Source organism: Phytobacter sp., from assembly GCF_059074235.1.
The window spans coordinates 1,497,252-1,512,409 of the sequence record NZ_JCACPZ010000004.1 but is presented as its reverse complement, the minus strand read 5'-3'; the positions used below and the strand labels follow the sequence as shown (position 1 = coordinate 1,512,409).

At 54.0% G+C, this 15,158-nt stretch carries 13 protein-coding genes; all 13 read left to right on the top strand.

The features are described 5' to 3' along the window. The first annotated feature begins 58 nt into the window (after positions 1-58). The 13 genes from ilvI (at position 59) to murG (ending at position 15,151) form a co-directional block, all read left to right on the top strand. Positions 59-1,783: an acetolactate synthase 3 large subunit gene (gene ilvI, locus AC5JPW_RS11100; RefSeq protein WP_494240258.1), complete on the top strand. Its 1,725-nt coding sequence runs from the start codon at positions 59-61 to the stop codon at positions 1,781-1,783. A 2-nt stretch (positions 1,784-1,785) separates the two neighbouring features. Then, positions 1,786-2,277 carry an acetolactate synthase small subunit gene (ilvN, locus tag AC5JPW_RS11095; protein ID WP_437431170.1) on the top strand — a complete coding sequence of 164 codons (492 nt, stop codon included), beginning with the start codon at positions 1,786-1,788 and terminating at the stop codon, positions 2,275-2,277. Between the two features lie 181 nt (positions 2,278-2,458). After that, on the top strand, positions 2,459-3,463 hold the full coding sequence (gene cra / locus AC5JPW_RS11090; protein WP_494240255.1) for a catabolite repressor/activator: 1,005 nt from the start codon (positions 2,459-2,461) through the stop codon (positions 3,461-3,463). Between the two features lie 606 nt (positions 3,464-4,069). Continuing rightward, on the top strand, positions 4,070-4,528 hold the full coding sequence (gene mraZ / locus AC5JPW_RS11085; RefSeq protein WP_494240253.1) for a division/cell wall cluster transcriptional repressor MraZ: 459 nt from the start codon (positions 4,070-4,072) through the stop codon (positions 4,526-4,528). 2 nt (positions 4,529-4,530) lie between these two features. After that, a complete protein-coding gene (gene rsmH / locus AC5JPW_RS11080; protein WP_494241205.1) occupies positions 4,531-5,472 on the top strand; it encodes a 16S rRNA (cytosine(1402)-N(4))-methyltransferase RsmH in 942 nt (313 codons plus the stop codon). Beyond that, positions 5,469-5,834, top strand: a complete 366-nt coding sequence (gene ftsL / locus AC5JPW_RS11075) for a cell division protein FtsL (RefSeq protein ID WP_458044474.1) — start codon at positions 5,469-5,471, stop codon at positions 5,832-5,834. The genes rsmH and ftsL overlap by 4 nt, the downstream gene beginning before the upstream one ends. 15 nt (positions 5,835-5,849) lie before the next feature. Continuing rightward, a complete protein-coding gene (locus tag AC5JPW_RS11070) occupies positions 5,850-7,619 on the top strand; it encodes a peptidoglycan glycosyltransferase FtsI (RefSeq protein ID WP_494240252.1) in 1,770 nt (589 codons plus the stop codon). Continuing rightward, entirely contained in the window at positions 7,606-9,093 is a 1,488-nt protein-coding gene (murE, locus tag AC5JPW_RS11065; protein ID WP_494240251.1) for a UDP-N-acetylmuramoyl-L-alanyl-D-glutamate--2,6-diaminopimelate ligase, read from the top strand. The genes AC5JPW_RS11070 and murE overlap by 14 nt, the downstream gene beginning before the upstream one ends. Beyond that, positions 9,090-10,448 (top strand): UDP-N-acetylmuramoyl-tripeptide--D-alanyl-D-alanine ligase, encoded by a 1,359-nt coding sequence (gene murF / locus AC5JPW_RS11060; protein WP_494240249.1) that lies wholly within the window; start codon positions 9,090-9,092, stop codon positions 10,446-10,448. Before murE ends, murF begins: the two co-directional genes overlap by 4 nt. Then, on the top strand, positions 10,442-11,524 hold the full coding sequence (gene mraY / locus AC5JPW_RS11055; protein WP_044182217.1) for a phospho-N-acetylmuramoyl-pentapeptide-transferase: 1,083 nt from the start codon (positions 10,442-10,444) through the stop codon (positions 11,522-11,524). The genes murF and mraY overlap by 7 nt, the downstream gene beginning before the upstream one ends. A gap of 2 nt (positions 11,525-11,526) precedes the next feature. Further along, on the top strand, positions 11,527-12,843 hold the full coding sequence (murD, locus tag AC5JPW_RS11050; RefSeq protein WP_494240248.1) for a UDP-N-acetylmuramoyl-L-alanine--D-glutamate ligase: 1,317 nt from the start codon (positions 11,527-11,529) through the stop codon (positions 12,841-12,843). Continuing rightward, the gene (gene ftsW, locus AC5JPW_RS11045; protein WP_494240247.1) at positions 12,843-14,087 is read left to right on the top strand and encodes a cell division protein FtsW; all 1,245 of its coding nucleotides are present in this window, start codon (positions 12,843-12,845) and stop codon (positions 14,085-14,087) included. The genes murD and ftsW overlap by 1 nt, the downstream gene beginning before the upstream one ends. Then, on the top strand, positions 14,084-15,151 hold the full coding sequence (murG, locus tag AC5JPW_RS11040; RefSeq protein ID WP_494240245.1) for an undecaprenyldiphospho-muramoylpentapeptide beta-N-acetylglucosaminyltransferase: 1,068 nt from the start codon (positions 14,084-14,086) through the stop codon (positions 15,149-15,151). The genes ftsW and murG overlap by 4 nt, the downstream gene beginning before the upstream one ends. Positions 15,152-15,158: the final 7 nt, after the last annotated feature.

Below are 15,158 nucleotides of genomic sequence, written 5' to 3'. Positions count from 1 at the left end.
CGACATGGCGGAAATGAATTCTGCTGTCAGTCGACAAACAATAGCCTGGAGGCAAACCATGGAGATGTTGTCTGGAGCCGAGATGGTCGTCCGGTCATTGATCGATCAGGGCGTGAAGCAAGTGTTCGGCTATCCTGGGGGCGCAGTCCTCGATATTTACGATGCGCTACATACCGTCGGCGGCATCGACCATGTGCTGGTGCGCCATGAGCAAGCCGCCGTACACATGGCGGATGGTCTCGCCAGGGCAACGGGTGAAGTCGGGGTTGTGCTGGTCACCTCTGGCCCAGGGGCAACGAATGCCATCACGGGTATTGCAACTGCTTATATGGATTCCATTCCGCTGGTGGTGATTTCCGGGCAGGTTGCAACGTCGTTGATTGGTTATGATGCGTTCCAGGAGTGCGATATGGTGGGGATTTCCCGCCCTGTCGTGAAACATAGCTTCCTGGTGAAGCAAACGGAGGACATCCCTGGCGTGCTTAAAAAAGCCTTTTGGTTGGCCGCCAGCGGCCGTCCTGGGCCGGTGGTTGTGGATCTGCCAAAAGATATTCTCAGCCCGGCAAACAAGCTTCCTTATGTGTGGCCCGAAACGGTCAGCATGCGTTCTTACAATCCGACAACGCACGGGCACAAAGGCCAAATCAAGCGTGCTCTTCAGACGCTCATCTCAGCAAAAAAACCGGTCGTCTATGTGGGCGGGGGGGCAATTACTTCCGGCTGTGAAGAGCAATTGCGCACGCTGGTTGAAAAGCTGAATATTCCGGTCGCCTCGTCCTTAATGGGACTCGGTGCATTCCCGGCTACGCATCGGCAGGCGTTGGGGATGCTCGGCATGCATGGGACCTATGAAGCCAATATGACCATGCACAATTCCGACGTGATTTTTGCCGTCGGTGTGCGTTTTGACGACCGCACGACGAACAACCTGGCGAAGTACTGCCCGGACGCGACCGTTCTGCACATCGATATTGACCCGACGTCGATTTCGAAGACCGTCCAGGCAGATGTACCCATTGTCGGTGATGCTCGACTGGTGCTTGAGTTAATGCTCGAACAGCTGGCTCAGGAAGAGACGCAGCAGCCGCTGGACGATCTTCGTGACTGGTGGTTACGTATCGATCAGTGGCGTGCCCGTCAGTGTCTGAAATACGATACCCAAAGTGAAAGTATCAAGCCGCAGGCGGTAATTGAAACAGTCTGGCGTCTGACCAATGGCGAGGCATATGTCACTTCCGATGTCGGTCAACACCAGATGTTCGCAGCTCTCTATTACCCTTTCGACAAATCCCGACGTTGGATCAACTCCGGCGGTTTGGGGACGATGGGCTTTGGTCTGCCAGCGGCATTAGGCGTCAAAATGGCGCTACCTGATGAAACGGTCATTTGTGTGACCGGCGATGGCAGTATCCAGATGAATATCCAGGAGCTTTCTACCGCTCTGCAGTACGAGTTACCGGTGCTGGTGCTGAACCTGAACAATGGCTATTTGGGTATGGTGAAACAGTGGCAGGATATGATCTATTCCGGTCGCCATTCACAATCCTATATGACGTCGTTGCCGGACTTCGTACGTCTGGCAGAAGCTTACGGACATGTCGGGATGCGCATCACACAACCTGCTGAGCTGGAAAGCAAACTGGCAGAAGCCATTGAACAGGTGCGTAACAATCGCCTGGTATTCGTGGATGTGTGTGTTGACGGTGGCGAACACGTTTATCCGATGCATATTCGCGGCGGCGGTATGGATGAAATGTGGCTTAGCAAAACGGAGAGGACCTGATTATGCGCCGGATATTGTCTGTATTACTGGAAAACGAATCAGGTGCCCTGTCGCGCGTGATTGGCTTGTTCTCTCAGCGTGGCTACAACATTGAAAGTCTGACCGTTGCGCCGACTGACGATCCCACACTCTCGCGTATGACCATCCAGACGGTGGGTGATGCGAAGGTGCTTGAGCAGATCGAAAAGCAGTTGCACAAGTTAGTTGATGTGCTGCGAGTGAATGAGTTAGGCCAGGGTGCTTACGTTGAGCGTGAAATCATGCTGGTGAAAGTACAGGCCAGTGGTTACGGTCGCGAAGAGGTAAAACGCAGCGCGGAAATTTTCCGCGGGCAGATCATTGATGTGACACCTTCTATTTATACGGTCCAGTTGGCCGGGACCAGCGATAAGCTTGATGCATTTTTAGCGACAATCCGCGACGTGGCTAAAATCGTTGAGGTGGCACGATCGGGTGTAGTGGGCTTATCACGCGGTGATAAAATCATGCGTTAAGCAAGATGCTTAGCTCTCGTTCCTGGCCCGGCATCCTCTGCCGGGCTTTTTTTTGCGAAATCCGCTTGAAGCGAACATAAAAGCGGTTGCCGCAGTGACTATTCTGCGCTTAGATGTTATGGAATTTAACCTATATCCCTAAAAAGGTTATGGAGTATCTTTTATTTTTTGAGGGGCAATTGTGAAACTGGATGAAATCGCCCGGCTAGCCGGCGTCTCACGCACCACGGCAAGCTATGTCATTAATGGAAAGGCAAAGCAATATCGTGTAAGTGACAAAACCGTTGAGAAAGTCATGGCGGTCGTGCGTGAGCATAATTACCACCCGAATGCGGTGGCGGCTGGGTTGCGAGCGGGACGTACTCGCTCCATTGGGTTGGTTATTCCCGATCTGGAAAACACCAGTTATACACGGATCGCCAATTATCTGGAGCGCCAGGCGCGTCAGCGTGGTTATCAATTGCTGATTGCCTGCTCGGAAGATCAGCCAGATAACGAAATGCGCTGCATTGAACATCTCTTACAGCGGCAGGTTGATGCGATTATTGTGTCCACCTCTTTACCACCTGAGCATCCGTTTTATCAGCGTTGGGCAAACGATGCGTTCCCGATTGTTGCATTGGACAGGGCGCTTGATCGTGAGCACTTCACCAGTGTGGTGGGTGCCGATCAGGATGATTCAGAGATGCTGGCGGCTGAACTGCGGACGTTCCCGGCAGAGAGCGTACTTTATCTCGGCGCGTTACCCGAGTTATCCGTGAGTTTTTTACGTGAACAAGGTTTCCGTACTGCATGGAAAGATGATCCACGTGAAGTGCAGTACCTTTATGCAAACAGCTATGAACGCGAAGCGGCGGCCCAGCTGTTTGAAAAATGGTTGGAAACACACGAAATGCCGCAGGCACTCTTCATCACATCCTTTGCGTTATTGCAGGGGGTGCTTGACGTGACGTTGCGCCGTGATGGGAAACTGCCTTCCGATCTGGCGATTGCGACCTTTGGTGACCATGAACTGTTGGATTTTCTGCAATGCCCTGTGCTTGCCGTTGCGCAGCGCCACCGTGATGTAGCAGAGCGTGTACTGGAGATCGTGCTGGCCAGTCTTGATGAACCCCGTAAACCGAAAGCAGGTTTAAGCCGTATACGGAGAAATCTCTACCGCCGTGGGGTGTTAAGTCGGGTTTAATCAGACATTAAGGCAGCGAAGGCTGCCTTTTTTACTGCATCTCAAATACATAAATTAAGGATATTATTATTTCGGATAAATCCCTTTTTTTAAGGTGTCTTCTTAATTAATTTCATTCGGAACGCTAATTATTTTCTCAAGGTCAAATAAGACGTAACTAAACATTATCTCTGTATTATTTTGTTACATCTATTGAGGCACTCATTGGAATATCACTGCGTCTGAACGCAGCGGTTTGCGTAGCCTTCACTGCCTTAAGCTTTCAATTGCCACTGTATGCAACAGGTACTGTTATCTGCACGCGTTATGCCTTAAAATGCCGCCCGCGTCGCAAACTGACATTTTATATTTCATATGCGTCTAATGAGTGCGCTTTAACGTCCCATTGAATATTTGGTTTTTTTTCTTACAAATATTCATGACGTTAATTTGCTTCGTCAGGTGAGCGGTATTTCATCAATCTGGAATGTAGCTGCGAATAAGAGATCTTTTGCTCCGGTTAGTCTTTGCACTGGCTTGACAAGGTTTTCCTCCGCTCCGTAAACTCCTTTGGTGGGGATTTGTGGGTGAAAGTGGTGAAAAAGGTCATTCAGGGGTGGAGCGTGTATGTTCCGTGGAGCAACATTAGTTAATCTGGATAGCAAAGGGCGCTTAGCGGTGCCGACCCGTTATCGGGATTTGCTGCTTGAGAATGCTTCCGGTCAAATGGTGTGTACCATTGACATCCATCACTCCTGCCTGCTGCTTTACCCCTTACCTGAATGGGAAGTTATTGAACAAAAATTGTCGCGTCTATCAAGCATGAATCCGCTGGAACGCCGCGTACAACGCTTGTTGTTAGGGCATGCCAGCGAATGCCAAATGGACAATGCAGGGCGCTTATTAATCGCCCCCGTTTTACGGCAACATGCCGGGTTAACGAAAGAAGTGATGCTGGTTGGGCAGTTCAACAAGTTTGAGCTGTGGGATGAAACGACCTGGTATCAACAGGTCAGGGAAGATATCGACGCTGAGCAATCGGGTTCTGACGTACTGTCGGATCGGTTGCAGGATTTGTCTCTGTAATGATGATGGAAAATTTTAAACACACGACGGTGCTGCTCGACGAGGCCGTTAACGGCCTGAATATTCGTCCTGACGGCATCTATATTGATGGCACTTTTGGCCGCGGTGGCCACTCACGCCTGATCCTTTCCCAACTGGGACCGGAAGGACGTTTGCTGGCTATTGATCGCGATCCAGAAGCAATTGCTGTCGCGAAAACAATCAACGATCCCCGCTTTTCCATCGTGCATGGTCCTTTCTCTGCGCTCGCCGATTACGTCGACGAACTCGGACTCACGGGTAAGATCGACGGCATTCTGCTCGATCTTGGCGTTTCCTCACCTCAACTTGATGATGCTGAACGCGGCTTCTCCTTCATGCGCGACGGTCCGCTGGATATGCGTATGGATCCTACGCGTGGCCAATCTGCGGCTGAGTGGTTACAAACCGCTGATGAAGCTGATATTGCCTGGGTGATCAAAACCTTTGGCGAAGAGCGCTTTGGCAAACGTATTGCGCGCGCCATTGTTGAGCGCAACCGCATTGAGCCGATGACCAGAACGAAAGAGCTGGCGACAGTGGTTGCGGCGGCGATGCCCGTGAAGGACAAATTCAAACATCCTGCGACCCGTACCTTCCAGGCGGTGCGCATCTGGGTGAACAGTGAACTGGAGGAGATAGAGCAGGCGCTAAAAAGCTCGATCGGCGTGCTGGCCCCGGAAGGTCGGCTTTCTGTCATCAGTTTCCACTCCCTTGAAGACCGTATTGTTAAGCGCTTTATGCGTGAGCAAAGCCGCGGTCCGCAAGTTCCGGCTGGATTACCCATGACAGAAGCACAACTCAGGAAACTGGGTGGCCGTCAGTTGCGAGCATTAGGCAAGTTGATGCCGGGTGAAGAAGAGGTGGCAGAGAATCCACGTGCCCGTAGTTCAGTTCTGCGCATTGCAGAGAGGACGAACGCATGATCGGTAGAGTGTCAGAGACCCTCAGCAAAGTTAAAGAGTCGTTAGGAAGCAACGAGCGCCATGCCTTGCCTGGTGTGATCGGTGACGATCTTTTGCGATTTGGGAAACTGCCACTCTGCCTGTTCATTTGCATCATTATGACCGCTGTCACCGTTGTCACAACAGCGCATCACACCCGTCTGCTGACGGCACAGCGCGAACAGCTTGTGCTGGAACGTGATGCTCTGGATATCGAATGGCGCAACCTGATTCTTGAAGAAAATGCTCTCGGCGATCATAGCCGGGTTGAGAGGATCGCAACGGAAAAGCTGCAAATGCAGCATGTTGATCCATCCCAGGAAAATATCGTTGTACAGAAATAAGGAACCACGCGACGCATGAAAGCCGCTGCGGTAAAGACGCCAAAACCGAAACGCCAGGAAGAACAAGCCAGCTTTGTGAGCTGGCGTTTTGCCTTGCTGTGCGGCTGTATTTTACTGGCGCTGTGCTTCCTGCTGGGCCGCGTGGCCTTTTTGCAAATTATTGCTCCCGACATGCTGGTGCGCGAAGGGGATATGCGTTCGCTGCGCGTGCAGGAAGTGGCAACCTCTCGCGGGATGATCACCGATCGTTCCGGTCGCCCATTGGCTGTCAGTGTGCCCGTTAAAGCGATCTGGGCCGACCCTAAAGAGCTACAGGATGCTGGCGGTGTTACGCTGGATAACCGCTGGAAAGCGCTTGCCGATGCGCTGAATATGCCGCTCGACCAGCTTTCTGCCCGCGTTAACGCCAACCCGAAAGGACGCTTTATCTATCTGGCACGCCAGGTGAACCCGGATTTGGGCGAATACATCAAGAAGCTCAAGTTACCCGGTATTCATCTGCGGGAAGAATCCCGCCGTTATTATCCTTCAGGCGAAGTAACCGCTCACCTCATTGGTTTTACTAACGTTGATAGCCAGGGTATCGAAGGCGTCGAGAAAAGCTTTGATAAATGGCTAACCGGCCAGCCGGGTGAGCGTGTGGTGCGTAAAGATCGCTACGGGCGCGTGATTGAAGATATCTCGTCAACAGACAGTCAGGCTGCACATAACCTGGCGCTCAGTATTGATGAACGTCTGCAGGCGCTGGTTTATCGTGAGCTGAATAACGCGGTGGCCTTTAACAAAGCCGAATCCGGCAGCGCCGTGCTGGTGGATGTAAATACCGGCGAAGTGCTGGCGATGGCGAACAGCCCTTCTTACAACCCGAATAACTTCACCGGTACGGCAAAAGACACTATGCGTAACCGGGCAATCACCGACGTGTTTGAACCGGGCTCCACTGTTAAACCGATGGTCGTGATGACTGCATTGCAGCGCGGAGTGGTCACGCCGAACACCGTCCTGAACACTATTCCTTATCGTATTAATGGCCACGAGATTAAAGACGTGGCGCGCTATAGCGAATTGACCCTGACCGGGGTGCTACAGAAGTCGAGTAACGTCGGCGTTTCCAAGCTGGCGTTAGCGATGCCGTCCTCAGCGTTAGTAGATACTTACTCACGTTTTGGGCTAGGAAAGGCGACCAATTTGGGGTTGGTCGGAGAACGCAGTGGCTTATATCCTCAAAAACAACGGTGGTCTGACATAGAGAGGGCCACCTTCTCTTTCGGCTACGGGCTAATGGTAACTCCGTTACAGTTAGCGCGAGTTTACGCAACGATTGGCAGCTACGGCATTTATCGTCCGCTGTCGATAACCAAAGTTGACCCTCCTGTTCCGGGTGAACGTATCTTCACTGAATCTATCGTGCGTAACGTTGTGCACATGATGGAAAGTGTCGCGCTGCCAGGCGGTGGCGGCGTGAAAGCCGCAATCAAAGGCTATCGCATTGCGATTAAGACCGGTACGGCAAAAAAAGTTGGTCCGGACGGCCACTACATCAACAAATACATTGCTTATACCGCAGGCGTTGCGCCTGCGAGTAATCCGCGCTTTGCGCTGGTGGTTGTGATTAACGATCCGCAGGCGGGTAAATACTACGGTGGCGCCGTATCTGCGCCGGTGTTCGGTGCCATCATGGGCGGCGTTTTGCGTACCATGAACATCGAGCCGGATGCGCTGGCGACGGGCGATAAAAATGAATTTGTAATTAATCAAGGCGAGGGATCAGGTGGCAGATCGTAATTTGCGCGACCTTCTCGCTCCGTGGGTGCCAAATGCGCCGGAGCGAACACTGCGGGAAATGACACTCGATAGCCGTTCTGCGGCATCGGGTGATCTTTTTGTGGCAGTTGTGGGTCATCAGGCGGACGGGCGTCGATATATCCCGCAGGCGATTGCGCAAGGTGTGGCTGCCATTATTGCCGAGGCGAAAGATGAAGCCTCCGATGGCGAAATCCGTGAGATGCACGGCGTCCCGGTTATTTACCTGAGCCAGCTCAACGAACGTCTCTCGGCACTGGCGGGGCGCTTTTATGGTGAGCCCTCTGAGCGACTGCGCTTGATTGGTGTGACCGGCACGAACGGAAAAACCACCACCACGCAACTGCTGGCGCAATGGAGCCAACTGCTCGGCGAAACCAGCGCAGTGATGGGGACGGTGGGCAATGGTCTGTTGGGTAAAGTCTCTCCCTCAGAAAATACCACCGGTTCAGCCGTTGATGTTCAACATGTGATCGCCACCCTGGCGCAGCAAGGCGCAACGCTTGCAGGCATGGAAGTCTCTTCTCATGGGCTGGTGCAGCACCGTGTAGCGGCACTGACCTTTGCGGCTTCTGTGTTCACCAATTTGAGCCGCGACCATCTCGATTACCACGGCGATATGGCCAACTACGAAGCGGCGAAATGGCTGCTGTTCTCTGCTCATCATTACGGCCAGGCCATTGTGAATGCCGATGATGAAGTCGGTCGCCGTTGGCTGGCGAATTTACCTGACGCGGTTGCGGTCTCCATGGAAGACCATATTAACCCGAACTGCCATGGCCGCTGGCTGAAGGCGGTCGAGGTCAATTATCACGACAGCGGTGCAACGATTCGCTTCTCCTCAAGCTGGGGTGACGGTGAAATTGAAAGTCGCCTGATGGGCGCGTTCAACGTGAGCAACCTGCTGTTGGCTCTGGCAACGCTGCTGGCGCTGGGCTACCCGCTTGCTGATTTGCTGAAAACCGCAGCGCGCCTGCAACCAGTATGCGGCCGAATGGAAGTCTTTAGTGCCCCAGGCAAACCGACGGTCGTGGTGGATTATGCCCACACGCCGGATGCGCTGGAAAAAGCGTTACAGGCCGCAAGACTGCACTGCACCGGTAAACTGTGGTGCGTGTTTGGCTGCGGCGGCGATCGCGATAAAGGCAAACGTCCGCTGATGGGCGCTATTGCTGAAGAGTTTGCTGATATCCCGGTAGTAACCGATGACAACCCGCGTACCGAAGAGCCACGCGCCATCATCAACGACATCCTGGCAGGGATGGTCGATGCCGTTCACGCCCGTGTCGTTGAAGGTCGTGCGGAAGCCGTCACCAACGCCATCATGCAGGCCAAAGAAAACGATGTTGTATTGCTGGCTGGCAAAGGCCACGAAGACTATCAGATTGTGGGCACGCATCGGCTGGACTACTCCGACCGTGTCACCGCGGCACGTTTACTGGGAGTTATCGCATGATTAACGTCACGCTGAGTCAACTCGTTAGCGTTCTAAACGGTGAACTGTGCGGCGCGGATGTTAGCGTTGATGCGGTTACGTCTGATACGCGTAAAGTGACGCCAGGTTGTCTGTTTGTTGCCCTGAAAGGTGAGCGTTTTGATGCTCACGACTTTGCCGATAAAGCGAAAGATGCGGGGGCAGGTGCACTTCTGGTCAGCCGTAAACTGGATATCGACCTGCCGCAACTGGTGGTGAAGGATACGCGCCTTGCGTTTGGTGAACTGGGGGCGTGGGTTCGTCAGCAGGTACCTGCCCGCGTCGTGGCGCTGACGGGCTCCTCCGGCAAAACGTCGGTGAAAGAGATGACGGCTGCAATTCTTAGCGAATGTGGCAATACGCTTTATACCGCTGGCAATCTCAATAATGATATTGGCGTGCCGATGACATTACTGCGACTGACGCGCGAGCATCAGTTTGCGGTGATTGAGCTGGGGGCCAATCACCAGGGCGAAATTGCCTGGACCGTGGGGCTGACTCGCCCGGAAGCGGCGCTGGTCAACAACCTGGCTGCGGCGCACCTGGAAGGGTTTGGATCGCTGGCGGGTGTGGCGAAAGCCAAAGGCGAAATTTATACCGGTTTGCCGGTGAACGGCATTGCCATTATGAACGCCGATAACAACGACTGGCTGAACTGGCAGAACACGATTGGTGCACGTAAGGTCTGGCGTTTTTCACCCAATGCTGCAAACAGTGATTTTACTGCCACCAACATCCATGTGACCTCGCACGGTACTGAATTCACGCTGCAAACGCCTACAGGTGGCATTGATGTCGTATTGCCATTGCCTGGGCGTCACAATATTGCTAATGCCCTTGCCGCCACAGCGCTCGCTATGGCAGTAGGTGCGACGCACGACGCGGTGAAAACTGGTCTTGCCCATCTTCAGGCCGTGCCTGGCCGCCTGTTCCCGATTCAACTCGGTGAAAACCAGTTACTCCTTGATGACACCTATAACGCAAATGTCGGTTCGATGACGGCGGCAGCGCACGTGTTGTCGGAGATGCCTGGCTATCGGGTGATGGTTGTTGGCGATATGGCAGAGCTAGGCGACGAGAGCGAAGCCTGCCATAAGCAGGTTGGCGAGACGGCAAAAGCGGTGGGTATCGATCGGGTACTCAGCGTGGGCAAACTCAGCAAAGCCATTAGCGATGCCAGCGGTGTTGGCGAGCATTTTGACGATAAGTTGTCAGCGATTGCGCGGTTAAAAACGCTGGTCGCAGAGAAGCAGATTATTACCATTTTGATTAAAGGTTCACGTAGTGCAGCCATGGAAGAGGTTGCACGCGCATTACAGGAGAATAGGGCATGTTAGTTTGGCTGGCCGAACATTTGGTCAAATATTATTCCGGCTTTAACGTCTTTTCGTACCTGACGTTTCGCGCCATTGTCAGCCTGCTGACTGCACTCTTCATCTCTTTGTGGATGGGGCCGCGCATGATTGCCCGTCTGCAAAAACTCTCTTTTGGTCAGGTCGTTCGCAACGATGGTCCGGAGTCGCACTTCAGTAAGCGCGGCACACCGACCATGGGTGGCATCATGATCCTGACAGCGATTGTGGTTTCCGTGCTGCTGTGGGCTTACCCATCGAACCCGTATGTCTGGTGCGTGCTGGTCGTGCTGGTGGGTTACGGCGTTATCGGCTTTGTTGATGACTACCGCAAAGTTGTGCGTAAAGACACCAAAGGACTTATCGCGCGCTGGAAGTATTTCTGGATGTCGGTGATCGCACTGGGCGTGGCTTTTGCTCTCTACCTGGCCGGTAACGACACGCCTGCGACCCAATTGGTGGTGCCATTCTTCAAAGATGTGATGCCGCAACTGGGCATTTTCTACATTCTGCTCGCTTACTTCGTCATCGTCGGTACGGGTAATGCCGTAAATCTGACGGACGGTCTTGATGGCCTGGCGATTATGCCTACCGTCTTTGTTGCGGGTGGCTTTGCACTGGTGGCCTGGGCGACAGGTAACATGAACTTTGCCAACTATCTGCATATTCCTTACCTGCGTCACGCGGGTGAACTGGTGATCGTCTGTACGGCGATTGTCGGTGCGGGTCTGGGCTTCCTGTGGTTCAACACTTACCCGGCGCAGGTCTTTATGGGCGATGTCGGTTCGCTGGCGCTGGGGGGCGCGCTGGGCATTATTGCCGTGCTGCTGCGTCAGGAATTCTTGCTGGTGATCATGGGCGGCGTGTTCGTGGTTGAAACCCTGTCGGTCATTTTGCAGGTGGGGTCGTTCAAGCTGCGCGGGCAGCGTATTTTCCGCATGGCACCGATTCATCACCATTATGAACTGAAAGGTTGGCCGGAACCGCGCGTCATTGTGCGCTTCTGGATTATTTCGCTGATGCTGGTCCTGATCGGACTGGCAACGCTCAAGGTACGTTAATCATGGCAGATTACCAGGGTAAAAAAGTCGTCATTATTGGTCTTGGTCTGACGGGGCTCTCGTGCGTGGATTTCTTCCTCGCACGCGGCGTCACGCCAAAAGTGATGGACACGCGAACCTCTCCTCCGGGGCTGGATAAGCTACCCGAAGCGGTTGAGCGTCACCTCGGTAGTCTGAATGATGACTGGCTGCTTGCTGCTGATCTGATTGTTGCAAGCCCGGGCATCGCCCTGGCGCACCCTTCGTTGAGTGCGGCGGCAGACGCAGGTGTTGAAATTGTCGGTGATATCGAACTGTTTTGCCGGGAAGCGCAGGCACCGATTGTGGCAATTACCGGCTCGAACGGTAAAAGCACGGTCACCACGCTGGTGGGTGAGATGGCGGCCTCAGCGGGCGTTAACGTCGGCGTTGGGGGCAATATCGGTCTTCCTGCATTGATGCTGCTGGATGAAGCTCGTCAGCTTTATGTCCTTGAGCTTTCCAGTTTCCAACTGGAAACCACCTCCAGCCTTCAGGCGGTGGCGGCGACGATCCTCAACGTGACTGAAGATCATATGGACCGCTATCCGTTTGGTCTGCAGCAATACCGTGCCGCGAAGTTGCGGGTTTATGAAAATGCCAAAGTATGCGTAGTGAATGCGGATGACGGTTTAACGATGCCGGTACGCGGCGCTGATGAACGCTGTGTCAGCTTCGGCGTAGATGTCGGTGACTATCACCTTAATCGTCAGCAAGGGGAAACCTGGCTGCGCGTGAAAGGCGAAAAAGTGCTTAACGTCAAAGAGATGAAGCTCAGCGGCCAGCATAACTACACCAATGCCCTGGCGGCACTGGCACTGGCCGATGCAGCCGGTTTACCGCGAGCCAGCAGCCTCAAGGCACTGACCACGTTCAGTGGCCTTGCACACCGCTTCCAGCTTGCTCTGGAGCATAACGGTGTTCGCTGGATCAACGACTCCAAAGCGACCAATGTGGGAAGCACCGAAGCGGCGCTGAATGGCCTGCATGTGGATGGCACTTTGTATCTGCTGCTCGGTGGCGACGGAAAATCAGCCGATTTCACGCCGCTGAAACGCTACCTGGAAGGTGACAATGTGCGCCTGTACTGTTTTGGTCGCGATGGTGCTGAACTTGCCGCTTTGCGCCCGGAAATCGCTGAGCAAACCGCCGATATGGAGCAGGCGATGCGCCTTATTGCGACCCGCGTTCGTCCGGGCGATATGGTACTGCTGTCACCTGCTTGTGCCAGCCTGGATCAGTTTAAAAACTTTGAGCAGCGTGGCGATGTCTTCACTCGCCTCGCTGAGGAGTTAGGTTAATGCGCTTAACGCTCCCTCGTCCGAGAATGCCGCGCCTGCCAGGATTTGGAATCCTGGCGTGGGTGTTTGGCGCATTGAAGGGCTGGGTGATGGGCTCACGCGTGAAAGACGATGACAGTCTGGTCATGTATGACCGCACGATGCTATGGCTAACGTTGGGTCTTGCGGCTATCGGTTTCATCATGGTGACTTCGGCTTCAATGCCTGTTGGGCAGCGCTTGACGGCCGATCCATTTTTCTTCGCCAAGCGCCATGCGCTCTATCTGTTCCTGGCGTTCTGTTTTGCTATGGTGACGTTGCGATTACCGATGGAGTTCTGGCAACGCTGGAGCTCTGCGATGCTAATCGCCGCTATCGTGATGCTGCTCGTGGTGTTGCTGGTAGGTAGCTCCATTAACGGTGCATCGCGTTGGATCGATTTAGGGGTGATGCGTTTCCAGCCAGCGGAATTTACCAAGCTGTCGTTGTTCTGCTATCTGGCGAACTACCTGGTACGTAAGGTCGATGAAGTACGTAACAACCTGCGCGGCTTCCTGAAACCCATGGGTGTGATCATGGTGCTGGCTGTGTTGCTGCTGGCGCAGCCTGACCTTGGTACTGTCGTTGTGCTCTTTATTACCACCCTGGCGATGCTGTTTCTGGCGGGGGCAAAACTTTGGCAGTTCATCGCCATTATCGGTTCCGGTATTGCAGCTGTAGTGCTGCTGATCCTCGCAGAGCCTTATCGTATTCGCCGTGTGACCTCGTTCTGGAACCCGTGGGATGATCCTTTCGGTAGCGGTTACCAGCTAACCCAATCCCTGATGGCCTTCGGGCGCGGAGAGTTGTGGGGACAAGGACTTGGGAACTCGGTGCAAAAACTGGAGTATTTACCTGAAGCGCATACTGACTTCATCTTCGCCATTATCGGCGAGGAACTGGGTTATATCGGTGTGGTACTTGCGCTTTTAATGGTATTCTTCGTCGCTTTCCGCGCCATGTCCATTGGGCGTAAAGCGCTGGAAATTGATCAACGATTTTCTGGTTTCCTGGCCTGCTCTATTGGCATCTGGTTTAGTTTCCAGGCGCTGGTCAACGTCGGCGCCGCTGCCGGTATGTTACCGACCAAAGGTCTGACACTGCCGCTTATCAGCTACGGTGGTTCCAGTTTATTGATCATGTCGACGGCCATCATGCTGTTGTTACGTATCGATTATGAGACGCGTCTGGAAAAAGCCCAGGCGTTTACACGAGGTTTACGATGAGCGGTCAAGCGAAGCGGTTAATGGTGATGGCGGGCGGTACCGGTGGACATGTCTTCCCGGGACTGGCGGTTGCGCACCATTTAATGGATCAGGGCTGGCAAGTGCGCTGGCTGGGAACCGCCGATCGCATGGAAGCCGATCTGGTGCCAAAACACGGCATCGAGATCGACTTTATTCGTATTTCAGGTTTGCGTGGCAAAGGTGTGAAAGCCTTACTGCTCGCGCCTCTGCGTATTTTCAACGCCTGGCGTCAGGCGCGCGCCATCATGCAGCGTTACAAGCCGGATGTCGTGCTGGGAATGGGCGGCTATGTTTCTGGTCCTGGCGGTTTAGCGGCCTGGTCGCTGGGGATCCCGGTAGTGCTTCATGAGCAAAACGGGATTGCCGGGCTGACCAATAAATGGCTGGCGAAAATCGCCACCAAAGTGATGCAGGCTTTCCCGGGCGCATTCCCGAAAGCTGACGTGGTGGGTAACCCGGTTCGCGTCGACGTGCTCGCACTGCCGCTGCCACAAGAACGTCTGCCTGGTCGTGAAGGGCCGGTTCGGGTGCTGGTGGTTGGCGGTTCGCAAGGTGCGCGCGTGCTGAACCAGACGATGCCGCAGGTAGCAGCGAAACTGGGTGATGCGGTGACCATCTGGCATCAGAGCGGCAAAGGTGCACAGCAAACCGTTGAACAGGCATATGTCGATGCCGGTCAGTCTCAGCACAAAGTGACAGAGTTTATTGACGATATGGCGAAGGCTTATGCCTGGGCTGATGTCGTAGTGTGTCGTTCTGGTGCGCTGACGGTGAGTGAAATCGCTGCGGCAGGCTTGCCGGCGCTGTTTGTGCCGTTCCAGCATAAAGATCGGCAGCAATACTGGAATGCGCTGCCGCTGGAAAAAGCGGGTGCGGCGAAGATTCTGGAGCAACCGCAGTTCACCGTCGATGCCGTTGTGCAGACACTGGCGGGCTGGAATCGAACTGAATTACTGGCGATGGCAGAGCGTGCACGTGCCGCGGCTATCCCGGACGCCACCCAACGAGTGGCAAACGAAGTGAGTCTGGCAGCTCAGGCTTAATACTGGC

Excerpts from the sequence above, each read along its gene's own strand:
- AC5JPW_RS11070 (WP_494240252.1), top strand. The coding sequence starts at position 5,850 with ATGAAAGCCGCTGCGGTAAAGACGCCAAAACCGAAACGCCAGGAAGAA.
- ftsW (WP_494240247.1), top strand. The coding sequence starts at position 12,843 with ATGCGCTTAACGCTCCCTCGTCCGAGAATGCCGCGCCTGCCAGGATTT.
- ftsL (WP_458044474.1), top strand. The coding sequence starts at position 5,469 with ATGATCGGTAGAGTGTCAGAGACCCTCAGCAAAGTTAAAGAGTCGTTA.
- ilvN (WP_437431170.1), top strand. The coding sequence starts at position 1,786 with ATGCGCCGGATATTGTCTGTATTACTGGAAAACGAATCAGGTGCCCTG.
- murD (WP_494240248.1), top strand. The coding sequence starts at position 11,527 with ATGGCAGATTACCAGGGTAAAAAAGTCGTCATTATTGGTCTTGGTCTG.
- rsmH (WP_494241205.1), top strand. The coding sequence starts at position 4,531 with ATGATGGAAAATTTTAAACACACGACGGTGCTGCTCGACGAGGCCGTT.
- murF (WP_494240249.1), top strand. The coding sequence starts at position 9,090 with ATGATTAACGTCACGCTGAGTCAACTCGTTAGCGTTCTAAACGGTGAA.
- murG (WP_494240245.1), top strand. The coding sequence starts at position 14,084 with ATGAGCGGTCAAGCGAAGCGGTTAATGGTGATGGCGGGCGGTACCGGT.
- mraZ (WP_494240253.1), top strand. The coding sequence starts at position 4,070 with ATGTTCCGTGGAGCAACATTAGTTAATCTGGATAGCAAAGGGCGCTTA.
- mraY (WP_044182217.1), top strand. The coding sequence starts at position 10,442 with ATGTTAGTTTGGCTGGCCGAACATTTGGTCAAATATTATTCCGGCTTT.
- ilvI (WP_494240258.1), top strand. The coding sequence starts at position 59 with ATGGAGATGTTGTCTGGAGCCGAGATGGTCGTCCGGTCATTGATCGAT.